Genomic DNA, 16,254 nt, shown 5'->3' on the forward strand with positions numbered 1-16,254 from the left:
ATGGCGAAGACGCCCGTAGCAGACATAGCCCCCACCCGGGCCGAGTTGAGGGCGCTGATCCAGCAGCATGGCGCCGAACTGTCGAGCCAGCTCCAGGCCCATCACCGCAGCATATTTCCGCCAGAAGCCGAAAAGTCGATCCGGCATTTCAGTCCGGCCGAGGCGGCCAGCCTGATTGGCATTCACGAAGGATATTTGCGCCAGGTGGCGGCGGAAGGAAAGGGCATTTCCCCCACGGTCAAGAATGGCCGCCGCAGCTATTCCGTCGACGCGATCCAGGAGATCAGGAAGCATCTCGACCAGGGCGCACGCGGAAGCCGCCGTTATCTTCCCCACCGCGCCGCGGGAGAGCATCTTCAGGTCATTAGCGTCATGAATTTCAAGGGCGGCAGCGGCAAAACGACGACCTCCGCCCATCTCGCGCAGTATCTGGCGCTGCATGGTTATCGCGTTCTCGCAATCGACCTCGACCCGCAGGCCAGCCTCTCGGCCTTGTTCGGCCACCAGCCGGAGCTTCATGTCGGCGAGAACGAAACCCTTTATGGGGCGATCCGCTACGATGAACGCCAGCGCCCCATCGCGGAGATCGTGCGCGCAACTTACATTCCCGACCTTCACATCATTCCCGGGAACCTCGAATTGATGGAATTCGAGCATGACACGCCTCGCGCGCTTATGCGGCGCGCCCCCGGCGACACCTTGTTCTTCGCGCGGATCGGGCAGGCGATAGCGCAGGCGCAAAATCTCTACGACGTTGTCGTGATCGATTGCCCGCCGCAGCTCGGCTATCTGACGCTTTCGGCTCTCACCGCCGCGACCGCCGTCCTCATCACCATCCACCCGCAAATGCTCGACGTCATGTCGATGGGGCAGTTCCTCCAAATGACGGGAGACCTGCTGGACGAGGTCTCGCGAGCCGGCGCGTCGACAAGCTATGACTGGTTGAAGTATCTCGTCACGCGCTTCGAGCCGGGTGACGGTCCGCAGAACCAGATGGTCGCTTTCCTTCGTTCGATCTTTGGCGATCACGTCCTGATCCATCCGATGCTGAAAAGCACGGCGATATCCGACGCCGGCCTCACCAATCAGACGATCTTCGAGGTTGAGAGAAACCAGTTCACCCGGGCGACCTATGACAGGGCCATGGAATCGGTCAATAACGTCAACGCGGAAATCGAAGGTCTGATCCGTCAGGCCTGGGGCAGGGCGGCATGAGCCGAAAAGCACTTTTCACTAATCTCGGCGCCGGCGGCAAGACGAGCGAGCCCGCCGCGACGACGTCGGCCGATCCATCCTCGGCCGGCGAGCCGCCTCGCGTCAATCGGCTTCGCATGCGGCCGATCCTTGGGTCTCCGGATTTGATATCGGACCCGGCGGCGACTCCCGTCGGAGCGATTGGTCAATCGCTTGGCGAGTTCAGCGAACGGGCGAAACGCGCCGACGAGATCGAGAGGAAACTGACGGCGGGGCAGGTCATCGTCGAACTCGATCCGGCATTGATTGCTCCTTCATTCATCGCCGATCGCATGCCTGCGTCGGCGGAGACGGTGGCGAATTTGGCGGAGGCCATTCGCGAACATGGGCAGCTTAATCCGATCCTCGTGAGGCCGGATCCCGGCGAGGCGGGGCGGTTCCAGGTCGCGTTCGGCCATCGGCGGCTGCGAGCCGTCGCTTCGCTGGGACAGTCGATCAAAGCCGTCGTGCGCGAGTTGACCGACGAGCAGCTCGTCATTGCGCAAGGCCAGGAAAATCACGAGCGGAAGGATCTGTCTTACGTCGAAAAGGCGCGCTTCGCACATCGCCTCGAGCAGCGGTTCAGCCGCGCGACGATCATGGCGGCGCTGTCGATCTACAAGAGCGATCTGTCCAACATGCTGTCGGTGGTGAGCAAGATCCCGGCGGAAGTCATTGATGCGATCGGACCGGCTCCCGGCACGGGTCGGCGCGGCTGGATCGAGCTCGCCGAGCGCTTCGCGGATGGAAAGTCAGGCGCCGCCATCCGCCGGATGATCGCAGACCCGGGCTTTCAAGGTCTCGACAGCGATGAGCGGTTCAAAAAGGCGCTCGCGGCCTTGAAGCCGCGCTCGGATCAAAGCCAAATGGAGGTCTGGCCCATGGCGGGGGGCGGCAGCCTCGCAAAGGTTACACGCAGCGACGCACGCATTTCGTTGACGATCGATCGGCGGAAATCGCCAGAGTTCGCAGACTTTGTGCTGAACCGGCTGCGCGATCTTTATCTTGAATTCGAGGCCGCGTCCAAAGAGCGGCCTTGATGACGTGAGCGTATTTCAGAACCAGCAATCAGGAGAGTGACAGGCAAAAGAAAAAGGCCCCCGAAACGGAGTTCCGGAAGCCCTTCTCGTGTTTTGGCGAATTCGAGAATCTCACTTCCGCGAATCACAGTCAAGAGTCTTGTCTGAGATTTAGCGTCGATTCGGCGAGCTGATTTCCTTTGCCCGAGCGAGGCCAAGGAAAATGGAAGAACAGCATCATCCAACGACGCCCTTTGGGCGGCGATCGCTGACGCTCGCCCATCTGGCAAGCCAGGCGATCGCAAAAGCGCGCCCGCCCGAAAGAGCGGTTCATAAATGGAACGTCTTCCGCGCCATTTGCACGGCGAGGACGCGCATCGGGGTCTCCGAGCGGGCGCTGACCGTGCTCGACGCGCTTTTGACGTTTCATCCCGAAACCGTCCTCACCGGCGACGGCCTCATCGTCTTTCCGTCCAATTACCAACTGTCGCTACGCGCGCATGGCATGGCGCCGGCGACGCTGCGCCGTCATCTCGCCGTGCTGGTCGACGCCGGCCTGATCGTCCGGCGCGACAGTCCCAACGGCAAACGCTATGCCCGAAAAGGCAGGGCAGGGGAGGTTGAGACGGCCTTCGGTTTCGACCTTTCTCCGCTCGTCGCCCGGGCCGATGAGTTCGAAGCTTTTGCAGAAGCAGTTCGCGCCGAGGAGCGCGCCCTCAAATTGGTTCGCGAGCGCATCACTTTGTGCAGGCGCGACATCGCCAAGATGATCGCGACGGGCATTGAGGAAGGTGTGCCGACGCGCCAGGGAGGGCAGGGGCCAGCCGACTGGGCGGAGGTTCACGCCCTCTATCGCGGCCTCATCGAACGCATTCCGCGCACCGCGCCGCCGGCCGTTCTCGAGCCGATCGCGGAAGAACTTTCCGTGCTCGCGGATGAAATACTCATCCTGCTGGAAACACATATAAAATCGCAGATTCCAAGCGCCAATGAGTCTCAAACTGAGCGGCACAAACAAAATTCAAACCCAAATACCCTACCTGAACTTGAACCTCGCTTTCCAGAAAGCCAGGGGGCGAGACCGGCGCCAAATCCCCCGTCGTCGCGATCGTCCGAGGGATCTTTTCCACTCGGCATGGTGCTGGACGCTTGCCCGGATGTTTCTGATTACGCCAAGGGCGGGATTTCCAACTGGCGCGATTTTTTGGCCACGGCGTCAGTCGTCCGCTCAATGCTGGGCGTCAGCCCAAGCGCCTTCGAGGAGGCCCAAAATGTCATGGGTGATATCCCGGCGGCGATCGTCATCGCGGCGATCCTGCAACGAGGCTCAGCCATCGCCAGCGCCGGCGGCTATTTGCGCGAGCTGACGCGAAAGGCTGAAACCGGGGAGTTCTCGCTCGGACCGATGTTGATGGCGCTCATAGGATCTCGAAAGCGGGAGAAAAAGCGGGCATAGCGCCAAGGATCATGAAAACGCATTGAACATCGACCGCGGAGTAGGCGCGCCAGGGTGAGCAGAAAATGTTTCTGCATCCGTTTGGCAGGCGTATGATGCTATTGCGCGTCCATGTCATGCTGCGCGCCCTGATCGCCGTGTTCGCCTGGAACTGTGGATGGCGCATCACCAAACCTCAGCTCATGCCTGCCGAAGCGACAGGGGCCGGCCGTTGTTCCCGCGCAAAGTCGAGGACGCGCGCACATTCGCCGCGCCAAACCGTCGGGAGAGCCATGATGTCCGCATATATCCTGCTGATGAACTGGACGGACCAGGGCGTCCGCCATGTGAAGGATTCGCCCGGGCGCCTCGATGCCGCAAAAAAGGCGCTGAAGGACGAGGGAGGAGAGTTCAAGCACGTCTTCCTGACCATGGGCGCCTACGATCTTATCGCTGTTTACGAGGCCCCGGACGATGCCGTGGCGGCGCGTTTCACCATGCAGCTTGGCATGATGGGCAATGTGCGGACGCAAACGCTCAAGGCTTTCCCCGAGGCCGCCTATCGCGAGATCATCAATACGCTCAAGTAAAGGCGTTGGCCTTCGAGCCTAACGCCGGCATGGTTGTAGAGGAAGATGGCTTTGCAGCAGATCCTCATTCGCCTCCGGCGCCATGATCGCGTCTTCGGCCCGCATTGAGATCGCGCAATTTTTTGATCAATCCGCCCGCGCCAGATCGGCGATCGCGGCGGCGAGAAAACGTCCGGCCTCGCCGCCCGTCACCACCCTGTGATCGAAGGTCAGGCTCAGCGGAAGCATGCGGTGAATGGCGGGCGCGCCATTGCAGGCGACCACTTCCTTGCGGATCCGGCCGGCGCCGAGAATGGCGACCGTCGGCGGCAGCACAATGGGCGCCGCATATCTGCCGGCGATGGCTCCGAAGTTCGATAGAGTGATCGTATTGCCGCGCAGCTCATCGGGCGGCATCCTGTGCGCGGCGAGATCCGCCCGCATCCGATCAAGGCCCCGGCGCAAATCCGCGGCGTCGCGATTGGCGACATCGCGCAAGACGGGCACGAACAGCCCTTCGGGCAGATCGACCGCGACGCCGAGGTCGATCGTCCGCAAGACTCTGCGCGCCAGCGACCGGCTCTCGAACCACGCATTCAGCGCGGGCTCCGCCTGACAGGCGGCGACCAGGGCGCGAATGAGACGGATCGTCGTGTCCGCCGCCGCCGGCCACGCCTCGATGTCGGCGTCATCCACGACGGTCGCCGCCGCAACCTCCGCTTGGGCGAGAGCCATATTCTGCGACATCACGCGCCTGAACCCGCGCAAGGGTTCGGCGGGTCCGGCCTCAGTGAGAATGCGGACGACGCGTTGCACATCGCCGGCGGTAATCACGCCGTCGGGACCAGATGGCGTCACAATGGCGAGATCGACCTCGAGCCGGCTCGCGAGGGCGCGGACCGCGGGCGTCGCGCGGATCGAAGCGCCGCCGCGTGCGATGGCCGCTGGAGCCTCTTTCAGAACGCGCGCGCCAGTCTCGACAACGCCGACGACAGCGCCGGAATCTTCAGAGACGTCAGGCTCGCCCTCAAAGCCGGCCAGTGGAGCGCCGATGCGGATGATGTCGCCGGCGGCGCCGAACAAACGCTTGATTGTGCCTGATTGGGGAGAAGGAATCTCGATCACGGCTTTTGCGGTTTCCACCGACACCAGCGGCTGATCAATCGTCACGGTCTCGCCGGCCTTCCGATGCCATTCGACGATTTCGGCCTCCTGGAGCCCTTCGCCGAGATCGGGAAGTCTGAAGATCTTCATCGCGCCTCCATGACCATGCGGACGGCGTCGATAATGCGTTCGACGTCTGGAAGATACTGGGCCTCCATTTTGGAAAGCGGGATGATGACATCATATCCGGTGACGCGCTTCACCGGGGCGAGCAGCGAGTAAAGCCCATGCTCGGCGATTTCCGCGGCGATTTCGGCGCCGAAACCTGCTGTGCGGGGCGCTTCATGAACGATCACGCAACGGCCCGTTTTCTCTACGGAGCGCAGGATCGTATCGGCGTCCAGCGGTTTCAAAGTCGCGACGTCGATCACTTCGACGTCGATCCCGTCCTGTTCCAGGCGGTCCGCCGCCGCCAGCGCCGCGTGAACCATCGCGCCCCACGCGACCAGCGTTGCGTCGGCGCCTTCACGCGAGACGAAGCAAACGTCGAGCGGCAGAGCTTCGCCGTCTTCCGCGACCTCCTCGCGAAAGAGCCGATAGAGAAAGGTCGGCTCCAGAAACACGACCGGGTCGGGATCGCGGATGGCGGCGAGCAGAAGGCCGTAGGCGCGCGCAGGCGAGGACGGGATTACGACCCGCAACCCCGGCATATGAGCGAAGAAGGCCTCGGGGCTCTCCGAATGATGCTCGGGCGCATGAATGCCGCCGCCGCAGGGCGCCCGCAAAACCATCGGACAGGACAGCCTGCCGCAGGTGCGATGACGCAGGCGCGCCGCGTGATTGATCATCTGGTCGATGGCCGGATAGATGAATCCGGTGAATTGAATCTCGGCGACGGGCTTCAATCCCATCGCCGCCATGCCGATAGCGGCGCCGACGATCGCCGCTTCCGCGAGCGGCGTATCGATGACGCGCTCAGGCCCGAAGCGCGCCTCCAGTCCAATGGTTGCGCGAAACACGCCGCCATTGACGCCGATATCCTCGCCAAGCAAAAGAACCTCGGGGTCGCGCGCCATTTCGCCGGCCAGCGCAAGATTGACGGCTTCGACGAGCGTGAGCTCACTCATGGCGCGCGCCCCGCAGCGGGTCGAAGCGGCGCGCCTCATCGCGCTGACTGTGCATGGCGCGCGGAAGCGATGCGAAAAGATGTTTGAACATGGCGTCGCTGTCTCGCGGCGGCGTCGTCAGATAGGTTTCGACGGCCTTCTCGACTTCCTCGGAGCATTGCTTCAAAAGCTCGGTTTCGAGTTCCCTGTTCCAGACGCCGGTCCTCGTCAGATAGGCGCGCAGGCGGCCGATCGGCTCGAACGCCCACTCGCGCTGAACAATTGCGGGATCGCGGTAGCGTGTGGCGTCATCGGCCGTCGTATGGTCGCCCAACCGGTAACTCAGCGCTTCGATCAAGGTCGGGCCGCCGCCCGATCGCGCCTTCCCGATCGCTTGAGAAGCGATTTCATGAACCGCGATGACGTCATTGCCGTCGACCTGCCGTCCTTCAATGCCTGCGGCGACGGCCTTTTGCGCCAGCGTCGCCGCCGCGCTCTCGAGTTCGCGCGGCGTCGAGATCGCCCAGCGGTTGTTGTTGATGACGACGACAAGAGGCGCGTTCCATACGCCCGCGAGGTTCAGCGCTTCGTAGAAATCGCCCTTGGCGGTGCCGCCGTCTCCGATCGTGCAGACCGCCACCCGCTTCTCGCGGCGAAGCTTGAAAGCATAGGCGGCGCCGGCCGCGTGGGCGACCTGGGAGCCGACCGGCACGCAAATCGGAAAATCTTGCCTCGGAACGCGGAAATCGCCGCCACGTTCGTCGCCGCCCCAATAAAGCAGCATCTCCGCCATGGTGACGCCGCGCAAAAACAGCGCCGCATGATCGCGGTAGTAAGGGAACAGCACATCCTTCGCCAGCATGGCGTGCGCCACTCCGACCCCGATCGCCTCTTGACCGAGAGCGGACGGGAAAGTCCCGAGCTTGCCGGTGCGCTGCAAGGCGATCGCTTTGCCGTCGAACACCCGCGTTCGCGTCATCGCCCTGTAGAGCTGGAGCAGAAAGCCGGGGTCCGGCGAGAGCGATCCGGCGGATTGGTCCAATTCGCCTTCCGAGGACAGAAACCGGGCAGGGCCAACATGAAAATCGTCGTCCATACTTTCCCCGCCGATGCTCAGCGCCAGAACTTAAATATATCCCAATATGCCGGCTCCGGATTTCGCCGCCGGATCACATTTTTTGAGACCCCGTTCGCCTCTGCGCGGCGATTGCGCGGGACGCCCGGCTGCCGGACTGCCGGCCCAGCCGCCCCGAGATGAATTCTCCGGCCTCGGCCAGGGCGGCGAGATCGATTCCGGTTTCGACGCCCATGCCGTCCAGCATGTAGACGACATCCTCGGTCGCGACGTTGCCGGTGGCGCCGGGAGCGTAGGGGCAACCGCCGAGACCTGCGACCGAAGCGTCGACGACGGATACGCCGAGTTCGAGACAGGCGAAGATGTTGGCCAGCGCCTGGCCGTAAGTGTCATGGAAATGAAGAGCGAGGCGATCGATGGGCCCGTCCCGCGCCACCGCCTCGATCAATCGTTTCGCCCGCAGCGGCGTTCCGGCGCCGATGGTGTCGCCCAGCGAAATCTCATGACAGCCCATGGCGGTCAGATCGCGCGCGAGGGACGCGACTTCGCCCGGCGCGATCTCGCCTTCGTAAGGGCAGCCGAGGACGCATGAGATATAGCCGCGCACCCTTATCCCGGCTGAAAGGGCTTTCTCGACCGCCGGCGCGAACCGCGCGAGGCTTTCGGCGATCGAACAATTGATGTTCTTTTGCGAAAAGGTCTCGGAGGCGGCGGCGAACACCGCCACATCCTTCACGCCGCTGGCGAGCGCGCAGTCGAGGCCTTGGAGGTTGGGGACGAGGACGGACAATCGGACGCTGGACCGCGAAAGCAGCTTCATGTCGAGCTTTGCGAGAACCTCGGCCGTCGCCGCCATCTGAGGCGCCCGCTTCGCCGATACGAAGCTCCCCGCCTCGATGTCCCTCACTCCCGCTTTCGCCAATAGTTCGATCAGGGCGACCTTGGTCTCGACGGGTAGAATTGTGGATTCATTCTGCAGCCCGTCGCGCGGACTGACTTCGACGATGCGAACGCGGGCGGGAAGGGTCATGGCGCCTCTCCAGCGGCGAGGACGACCAGCTCGGCGCCTTCCGGCGCCACATCGCCTTCGGCGTAACGGATGTCGGCGATGACGCCGTCGTCCGGGGCCGTGAGAGTGATCTCCATTTTCATGGCTTCGAGAACGATGACGGGAGCGCCTTTTTTTACGAAATCGCCGGTCCCGACGAGAACGCGCGTGACGCGCGCGGGTAGGGGAGCGGTCAGCTGGAGCGCTCCCGAGGCCTCGACGCGCGGCGGCGCCAGCGGATCGACGTAACGCAGAAAATGATTTCGCCCGGCGAGAATGACGACGAGCCCAAAATCCTCCCTGACCACCCGAAGCTGGCGCAGCACTCCGTCTACGCGCAGACGCATCCCGTCGCCGGTTTCCTCGGCGCTGACGAGCATGGCTGTGGCCGGCGTCTCCACACGGATTGACCCATCCGGCAAAGCGTGAACGCGAAGCGTTATGCTTTCTCCCTCGCGGTCGAAAATGACAGTCTGACAGCCTTGCCCGTCGATCCGCCAGGCGTCGCTCACATCCCAGGGCGACCAGGGATCGCCGGAGTTCGCTGCCTCCGCCGCCGCCTTCACTCGCAAATCGCCGAGCCGCGCCGCCGCGCCCGCGGCGAGGATCGTCGTTTCCTCGCTCCCCGCCGGCGAGGCTGGAGCGAGCAATTGGTCGATATGGCGCTCGATGAAGCCGGTGTCGCTTTCGCCGCTCATAAAGGCGGGATGCGTCGCAATGGCGCGCAGCACATCGAGATTGGTCGCGACGCCGACGATTTCATATTCAGCGAGCGCGCTCTCGAGCCTTTGCAGGGCGGCTGCGCGATCAACGCCCCAGACGATCAGTTTAGCGATCAGAGGATCGTAGTCTTGCGTGATCGGGTCGCCCTGGCGCAGGCCCGTATCGACCCGGACGCCTTCTGCTTCTCGCGGTTCCCGCAGATGCCTGATCCGGCCCGTAGACGGAAGAAAGCCGCGGCCCGGATCTTCCGCATAGATGCGAGCCTCGATCGAATGTCCGAGCATGCTCAACCGCTGCTGCGTCAACGGAAGTTTCTCGCCAGAGGCGACGCGCAGCTGCCATTCGACCAGATCCTGCCGCGAGATCATTTCCGTGACCGGATGCTCGACTTGCAGACGCGCATTCATTTCCAGAAAATAGAAGCGATCGCCTTTCACGAGAAACTCGACGGTTCCCGCGCCGACATAACCAACGGCGCGGGCGGCCGTGATCGCGGCTTCGGCCATGGCGCGCCGGCGCAGCGGGTCGATGCCCGGCGCCGGCGTCTCCTCGACAATTTTCTGATGACGCCGCTGGATCGAGCAGTCACGTTCGAAAAAGGAGACGATTTCGCCGTGTTGGTCGGCGAAGATCTGGACCTCGATATGGCGGGCCTCCGGCACGTATTTCTCGATCAATAGCCGATCGTCGCCAAAAGAGGCCAGCGCCTCGCGCCTCGCGCCTTCGAGGGCCTCCGGCAGGTCCTCGCAGCGTTCGACGATCCGCATGCCCTTGCCGCCGCCAGCGGCCGAGGCCTTGATCAGGACGGGAAATCCGATGTCCGCGGCGACGCCGGCGAGGAGCGCCAAGTCCTGAGCGTCGCCATGATAGCCCGGCAGGATGGGAACGCCCGCGCGCTCCATCATTGTTTTGGCCGCCGCCTTGGAGCCCATCACGCGCATCGCTTCCGGCGGCGGCCCGATGAAGCAAATTCCCGCTTTCGCGCAGGCTGTGGCGAAGGCCGGGTTCTCCGAAAGGAAGCCATAGCCGGGATGGATCGCCTCAGCTCCCGATTGCCGGGCCGCCGCCACGATCTTGTCGATCGCAAGGTAACTCTCCTGCGCGCGGGCGGCGCCGATCGGCCAGGCCTCGTCGGCAAGATCGACATGGAGCGCATGCGCATCCGCATCCGAATAGACCGCAACCGTCGCGACGCCGAGCCGCCTTGCGGTGGCTATCACGCGACAGGCGATCTCGCCGCGATTGGCGATCAGGATCTTACGAAACATCTGGATTGTTCCGATCCGTGCGCCAGGCGGGGAGCCGTTTGCCGAGAAAGGCGCTCAAGCCTTCCCTTCCCTCCGGGGAAGCGCGCCGCGTCGCAATCCTTCTCGCTGTCTCCCGCGCGAGTTCAGCGTCGATGGGACGCCCCTCGCACCAAGACGCCAGCGCCTTCGCCTCGGTCTGGGCGCCCGGAGCGCCAGCCAGAAGCGCCTCGATAATCGTGTCTCGCGCGGTTTCGAGGGCCGCTTCCGCCACGACCTCGTGAACGAGCCCGATCTCCTTGGCGCGCGGGGCCGAAATCGATTCCGCCGTCAGAAAATAGCGCCGGGCCTGCCGCGCGCCGATGGCCCGGATGACAAAGGGCCCGACCACGGCCGGGATGAGGCCGAGCCTTGCTTCGCTCAGGCAGAAACTCGCCCGGTCGGACGCGACCGCTACGTCGCAACAGGCGACAAGGCCGACGCCGCCGCCATAGGCCGGGCCGCCGATCACGGCGACGGTGGGCTTTGACAGAAGGTCGAGCCTTTGCATGAGTTCGGCGAGCACGCCAGCGTCGGCGACATTGGCGTCAAAACTGTCCTGCGCGGCTCGTTTCATCCATGCGATATCCGCTCCGGCGCAGAAGCTTTCGCCGGCGGCTTCGAGGACGACGACGCGTACGGCGGATTGGCCGTCGAGGCGCTTCAACGACGCGGTCATCGCCGCGATCAGCCCATCGTCGAACGCATTATGCCGCTCTGGCTTGTTCAATGTGAGCGTCGCGACCCCACGGGCGTCGATCGATTCCAGAAGGTCGCTCATCTCGCCTCACATGCGGAAAAGGCCAAACCGGCTTTCGTCAATAGGCGCGTTGAAACTCGCGGAAAGCGCCAGACCCAGCACGCGGCGCGTGTCGGCGGGATCGATGACGCCGTCGTCCCAGAGCCGGGCGCTGGCGTAATAGGGATGGCTCTGCCGCCCATATTGATCGCGGATCGAGGCTTCGAAAGCCGCTTCGTCTTCCCTCGAGGAGACGAGGCCGCGCGCTTCGAGGCTGTCGCGGCGCACGCGGCTCAAAACGCTCGCCGCCTGCTCTCCGCCCATCACGCCGATCCTCGCATTTGGCCACATCCACAAAAACCGCGGCGAATAGGCGCGTCCGCACATCGCATAGTTTCCGGCGCCGAAGCTGCCGCCGATGACCACGGTGAATTTCGGCACGGCGGCCGTGGCGACGGCGGCGACCATCTTCGCGCCTTCCTTGGCGATGCCTCCGGCTTCATATTTGCGTCCGACCATGAAGCCGGCGATGTTCTGAAGGAAGATTAACGGAATCCGGCGCCGGGCGCAGATCTGAATGAAATGCGCAGCTTTTTGCGCGCTTTCCGAGAACAGGATCCCATTGCTGGCGATGACGCCAACCGGGTATCCCCAGACATGAGCGAAGCCCGTGACCAATGTCGGCCCGTAAAGGCGTTTGAACTCGTCGAATTCACTGTCGTCGACAATGCGCGCGATGATTTCGCGGACATCATACTGCCTGCGCCCATCCGCGGGCGTGACGCCATAGATCTCGCACGGATCATATCGCGGCTGCGCCGGCCTACGCAGCGCGACGGAAGGACGCTTCGTATGATTGAGATTGGCGATGATCGCGCGAGCGACGCCGAGGGCGTGGGCGTCAGTCTCGGCGTAATGGTCGGCGACGCCGGACTGACGGCAATGCACCTCTGCGCCGCCCAATTCTTCGGCCGTCACGACTTCGCCGGTCGCGGCCCGGACAAGCGGCGGTCCCGCGAGAAAGATCATTCCCTGGTTGCGAACGATGATGGTTTCGTCCGACATCGCCGGCACATAGGCGCCGCCCGCCGTGCAGGCTCCCATGACGACGGCGATCTGGGCGATTTCGGCCGCCGACATACTGGCCTGATTGTAGAAGATGCGTCCGAAATGCTCGCGATCGGGAAAGACTTCGTCCTGACTCGGCAGATGGGCGCCGCCTGAATCGACCAGATAGACGCATGGCAGGCGATTTTGCGCGGCTATTTCCTGCGCGCGCAAATGCTTCTTCACGGTGATCGGAAAATAAGCGCCGCCCTTCACCGTCGCGTCATTCGCCACGATCATGCATTCCCTGCGGGAAATGCGTCCGATCCCGGCGATCACTCCGGCGCAGGGGACCTCGCCGTCGTACATTCCATGCGCGGCGAACTGTCCAATCTCGAGGAAAGGCGAGAGGGGATCAATCAGCGCGTCGATCCGCTCGCGCGGCAGCATTTTTCCACGCGCCAGGTGGCGCGCCCGCGCCGCCGCTCCACCGCCCTCGCGGATGCGGCTTGCGGTGTGGCGGAGGTCGGAAACCAGTTCCGTCATGGCTTCGCGATTCAAGCGATATTCGGTTGAGCGCGTATCGACGGCTGTTTCGATGAGGGGCATCGATCATTTTCCGCAATGGAGGCGCTTCAGGGGGCGCGCTTTCGGGATTTTGTCATCGGGCGCTCTCATTGAAGAGTTCCCGGCCGATCAGCATGCGGCGGATTTCACTGGTGCCGGCGCCGATCTCATACAGCTTGGCGTCGCGCAGGAGCCGGCCAGTCGGGTAGTCATTGATGTAACCGTTGCCGCCGAGACACTGGATCGCTTCGAGCGCCATCGAGGTCGCCCTTTCGGCGGCGAAAAGTATGGCGCCGGCGGCGTCCTTCCGCGTCGTCTCGCCCCGATCGCACGCCTTCGCCACCGCGTAGACATAGGCTTTCGCGGCGCTCATCGCGGTGTACATATCGGCGAGCTTTGCCTGCATGATCTGGAATTCGCCTATCGGCTGGCCGAACTGCTTTCGCTCATGCAGGTAGGGAACCACAACATCCATGCACGCCTGCATGATGCCGATCGGCCCGCCCGCAAGCACAACGCGCTCGTAATCCAATCCGCTCATCAGCAGGCTCACGCCACGTTCAGGCAGTCCCAGCACATTGCTGTCTGGAACCTCGCAATCCTCGAACAGGATCTCGCATGTGTTGGATCCGCGCATGCCGAGCTTGTCGAATTTCGGCGCGGTCGAAATGCCTTTAAAACTCTTCTCGATAATAAAGGCGGTGATGCCGCGCGCTCCGGCGTCCGGGTCGGTTTTGGCGTAGACGATCATGACGTCCGCGTCGGGGCCGTTTGTGACCCACATCTTCACGCCGTTCAGGACATAGCGGTCGCCGCGCCTTCGCGCGCGCAAACGCATGTTGACGACATCCGATCCGGCGCCCGGCTCCGACATGGCGAGGGCGCCGACATGCTCGCCGGACAGGAGCCCCGGCAGATAGCGCCGCTTCTGCTCGCCACTTCCGTTGCGATGAAGCTGGTTTACGCAGAGATTGGAGTGCGCGCCATAGGATAGGCCAACCGATGCGGAAGCCCGGCTGATCTCTTGCATGGCCAGGACATGTTCAAGATACCCGAGGCCCGCGCCCCCATATTCCTCAGCGACCGTCACGCCGAGAACCCCGAGCTTTCCCATTTTTTTCCACAGTTCGGGGGGAAACGCGTTCTCGGCGTCGATCGTCGCGGCCCGCGGCGCGATCTCGCGCGAGGCGAACTCCTCGACCTGATCGCGAATCAGATCGGCGGTTTTACCGAGACCGAAATCCAGAACCGGCGGCTTATGGCTCATGGAATCGAATTCTGTCCTTTGGGACTGCGGCCAACAAGGCCTATTTGGCCTATCTTTCGACATATGCAGTGATTTCAAGCGAGTCGGGGCGAGTTTTGCCGCGGCCGGCGGGGCGGACGCCATGAGCCGAGTTCAAGCCTGCGGGAAGCGGGCAAGGCTCCGCTCGACGTTGAAAATTGCCGATGAGAGGGGTTTTTTGACCAGGCGGCGACGCCGGGGGCCGGTGTATGGACAACTGCGCAGCTGGAGGCGGGCCGGAGCGGAGCGCCGTTGGTCTGCGGCCGCGTTTGCGCCATGATGCCGCCAGGATGAAAACGGAGGACGCGCGGCGATGGGGCTCAGTCTCTTTGCAGGCCTTAGGCCCTTTCGAGCCGCCGCCGCGGCGCGCGACGCCCTTGCGGGCGTGACGCTGGCGTCGATGAACATTCCGCAAGTGCTCGGCTATACCCGAATCGCAGGGACGCCGGTCGTGACCGGCCTCTACACGGTCCTTCTTCCGCTGATCGCCTTCGCCGTCTTCGGCTCGTCGCGCCATCTGGTCGTCGCGGCGGACTCCGCGACCGCGGCGATCTTCTCCAGTTCACTGTCCCCCATGGCGGCGCCCGCCAGCGAAAAATACATGGCGCTGGTCGGCATGGTGGCGCTGGTCACCGCAGGCTTTTTGTTGCTGGCGCGGCTCTTCAAGCTAGGCTTTCTCGCCGATTTTCTGTCGCGAACGGTGCTGGTCGGATTTCTGGGCGGCGTTGGATTTCAGGTTGGAATCGCGATGCTCGGTGAGATATTCGGGGTGGCGGCGCCGTCGCATCACACGCTCATTCAGCTTTGGCAGGTTCTTCAAAGCCTGCCGGGGACCAATCTGCCAACGCTCTCTCTGGCGGCGCTGGTGATCGCCACGATTCTGCTCGGCCATCGCTATCTGCCCAAGGTCCCGGTATCGCTGTTCGCCGTGCTGGCGGCGATCGTCGCGAGCGCGAGGCTCCATTTTGCCGAGCGCGGCATCGCAGTCATCGGGCCGGTTCCGGGCGGCCTGCCGCCAATCAGGCTTCCTGAGGTGAGCTGGAGCGAGTTGCTGGCGGTTTTGCCGGTCGCGGCCTCCTGCTTCGTAATGATCATCGCGCAAAGCGCCGCGACATCGCGTGCTTTCGCCGTGCGCCATCACGAGCGCGTCGATGAGGACGCCGACATTCTTGGGCTCGCCGCCGCGAACGCGGCGGCCGGTTTGAGCGGAGCCTTCGTCGTCAATGGCAGCCCGACGCAGACCGCTATGGCGGATAGCGCGGGCGCGCGCAGCCAGGTCGCCCAATTGGCTTTCGCGGGCGTTGTGTTGCTGGTGTTGTTATATCTGACAGGCCCCCTCCAATATCTGCCCCGGTGCGTGCTGGCCGCCATCGTATTCACGATTGCGGTCAGAATGGTCGACTTCAGACAATTGCGCGCCATCCGCCGGGAGAGCCCAGGCGAGTACTATCTCGCGATCACCACAGCCGCGGCGGTGATCGCAATCGGCGTCGAACAAGGGATTTTGCTAGCGATTATCTTGTCGCTGCTGAGGCATGTGCGTCACAGCTATCGGCCGCACACCATGGTGCTCGTTGCGGACGCGGCCGGGCGCTGGGAGCAGACCGCCGCGACGGCAGGCGCCGAGACTGAACCCGGGCTGATTGTCTATCGATTCGGCTCCGATTTATTTTACGCAAATGACAACCGCTTCGCCGATGAAATTCGCGCCCTCGTGGAGCACGCGCCGAGCCCGGTTCGCTGGCTCGTCATCGACGCCGGCGCGATCACCGATATCGACTATTCCGCCGCGCAGTCGGTTCGCGATCTGCTCGACGATCTACGCCGTCTCGGCGTCGGCGTGGTGTTCGGACGCGTCAGGTCATATTTGCGATCGGATCTCGACCGGCACGGCGTCACGGCCGCGGTCGGAGAGGCGCGGGTTTTCGAGACGCTTCACGAAGCCATTGACGCTGTGCGAGGCGGCGCCCTCGAAGCGTCCGCGAATGGCCCGGCGCGGCCGGCGCGCTGAGCCGGCGCAC

The 16,254-nt window shown here is 63.5% G+C and carries 13 protein-coding genes; 5 read left to right on the top strand and 8 right to left on the bottom strand.

Annotated elements, in window-relative coordinates; translation table 11 throughout:
- From repA to SIN04_RS01025, 4 genes are all read left to right on the top strand, one after another.
- Entirely contained in the window at nucleotides 1–1,215 is a 1,215-nt protein-coding gene (gene repA / locus SIN04_RS01010) for a plasmid partitioning protein RepA (protein WP_134493077.1), read from the top strand.
- The gene (gene repB / locus SIN04_RS01015) at nucleotides 1,212–2,273 is read left to right on the top strand and encodes a plasmid partitioning protein RepB (RefSeq protein ID WP_134493079.1); all 1,062 of its coding nucleotides are present in this window, start codon (nucleotides 1,212–1,214) and stop codon (nucleotides 2,271–2,273) included. The genes repA and repB overlap by 4 nt, the downstream gene beginning before the upstream one ends.
- 202 nt (nucleotides 2,274–2,475) lie before the next feature.
- Nucleotides 2,476–3,708 (top strand): plasmid replication protein RepC, encoded by a 1,233-nt coding sequence (gene repC / locus SIN04_RS01020; protein WP_134493081.1) that lies wholly within the window; start codon nucleotides 2,476–2,478, stop codon nucleotides 3,706–3,708.
- Between the two features lie 275 nt (nucleotides 3,709–3,983).
- Complete coding sequence (locus SIN04_RS01025) at nucleotides 3,984–4,277, top strand: GYD domain-containing protein (protein ID WP_134493083.1); 294 nt, start codon at nucleotides 3,984–3,986, stop codon at nucleotides 4,275–4,277.
- Between the two features lie 126 nt (nucleotides 4,278–4,403).
- Here the strand turns inward: SIN04_RS01025 and SIN04_RS01030 are convergent, their stop codons facing one another.
- From SIN04_RS01030 to SIN04_RS01065, 8 genes are all read right to left on the bottom strand, one after another.
- Nucleotides 4,404–5,510: a dihydrolipoamide acetyltransferase family protein gene (locus SIN04_RS01030; protein ID WP_134493085.1), complete on the bottom strand. Its 1,107-nt coding sequence runs from the start codon at nucleotides 5,508–5,510 to the stop codon at nucleotides 4,404–4,406.
- On the bottom strand, nucleotides 5,507–6,487 hold the full coding sequence (locus tag SIN04_RS01035) for an alpha-ketoacid dehydrogenase subunit beta (protein WP_322847416.1): 981 nt from the start codon (nucleotides 6,485–6,487) through the stop codon (nucleotides 5,507–5,509). Before SIN04_RS01035 ends, SIN04_RS01030 begins: the two co-directional genes overlap by 4 nt.
- Nucleotides 6,480–7,562, bottom strand: coding sequence for a pyruvate dehydrogenase (acetyl-transferring) E1 component subunit alpha (gene pdhA / locus SIN04_RS01040; RefSeq protein WP_134493089.1), 1,083 nt, complete (start codon nucleotides 7,560–7,562; stop codon nucleotides 6,480–6,482). Before pdhA ends, SIN04_RS01035 begins: the two co-directional genes overlap by 8 nt.
- A gap of 73 nt (nucleotides 7,563–7,635) precedes the next feature.
- Nucleotides 7,636–8,571, bottom strand: a complete 936-nt coding sequence (locus SIN04_RS01045; protein WP_134493091.1) for a hydroxymethylglutaryl-CoA lyase — start codon at nucleotides 8,569–8,571, stop codon at nucleotides 7,636–7,638.
- Nucleotides 8,568–10,580, bottom strand: a complete 2,013-nt coding sequence (locus tag SIN04_RS01050) for an acetyl/propionyl/methylcrotonyl-CoA carboxylase subunit alpha (protein WP_134493093.1) — start codon at nucleotides 10,578–10,580, stop codon at nucleotides 8,568–8,570. The genes SIN04_RS01045 and SIN04_RS01050 overlap by 4 nt, the downstream gene beginning before the upstream one ends.
- The gene (locus tag SIN04_RS01055) at nucleotides 10,570–11,376 is read right to left on the bottom strand and encodes an enoyl-CoA hydratase-related protein (protein WP_134493095.1); all 807 of its coding nucleotides are present in this window, start codon (nucleotides 11,374–11,376) and stop codon (nucleotides 10,570–10,572) included. The genes SIN04_RS01050 and SIN04_RS01055 overlap by 11 nt, the downstream gene beginning before the upstream one ends.
- A gap of 6 nt (nucleotides 11,377–11,382) precedes the next feature.
- On the bottom strand, nucleotides 11,383–12,990 hold the full coding sequence (locus SIN04_RS01060; protein WP_134493097.1) for a carboxyl transferase domain-containing protein: 1,608 nt from the start codon (nucleotides 12,988–12,990) through the stop codon (nucleotides 11,383–11,385).
- A 52-nt stretch (nucleotides 12,991–13,042) separates the two neighbouring features.
- A complete protein-coding gene (locus tag SIN04_RS01065) occupies nucleotides 13,043–14,215 on the bottom strand; it encodes an isovaleryl-CoA dehydrogenase (protein WP_134493099.1) in 1,173 nt (390 codons plus the stop codon).
- A gap of 331 nt (nucleotides 14,216–14,546) precedes the next feature.
- Here SIN04_RS01065 and SIN04_RS01070 point away from each other — a divergent pair, with 331 nt between their 5' ends.
- Nucleotides 14,547–16,244, top strand: coding sequence for a SulP family inorganic anion transporter (locus tag SIN04_RS01070; RefSeq protein WP_134493101.1), 1,698 nt, complete (start codon nucleotides 14,547–14,549; stop codon nucleotides 16,242–16,244).
- Nucleotides 16,245–16,254 lie beyond the last annotated feature (10 nt).

Origin of the sequence: Methylocella tundrae (assembly GCF_038024855.1) — a bacterium.
GTDB classification, from domain to species: Bacteria; Pseudomonadota; Alphaproteobacteria; order Rhizobiales; family Beijerinckiaceae; genus Methylocapsa; species Methylocapsa tundrae.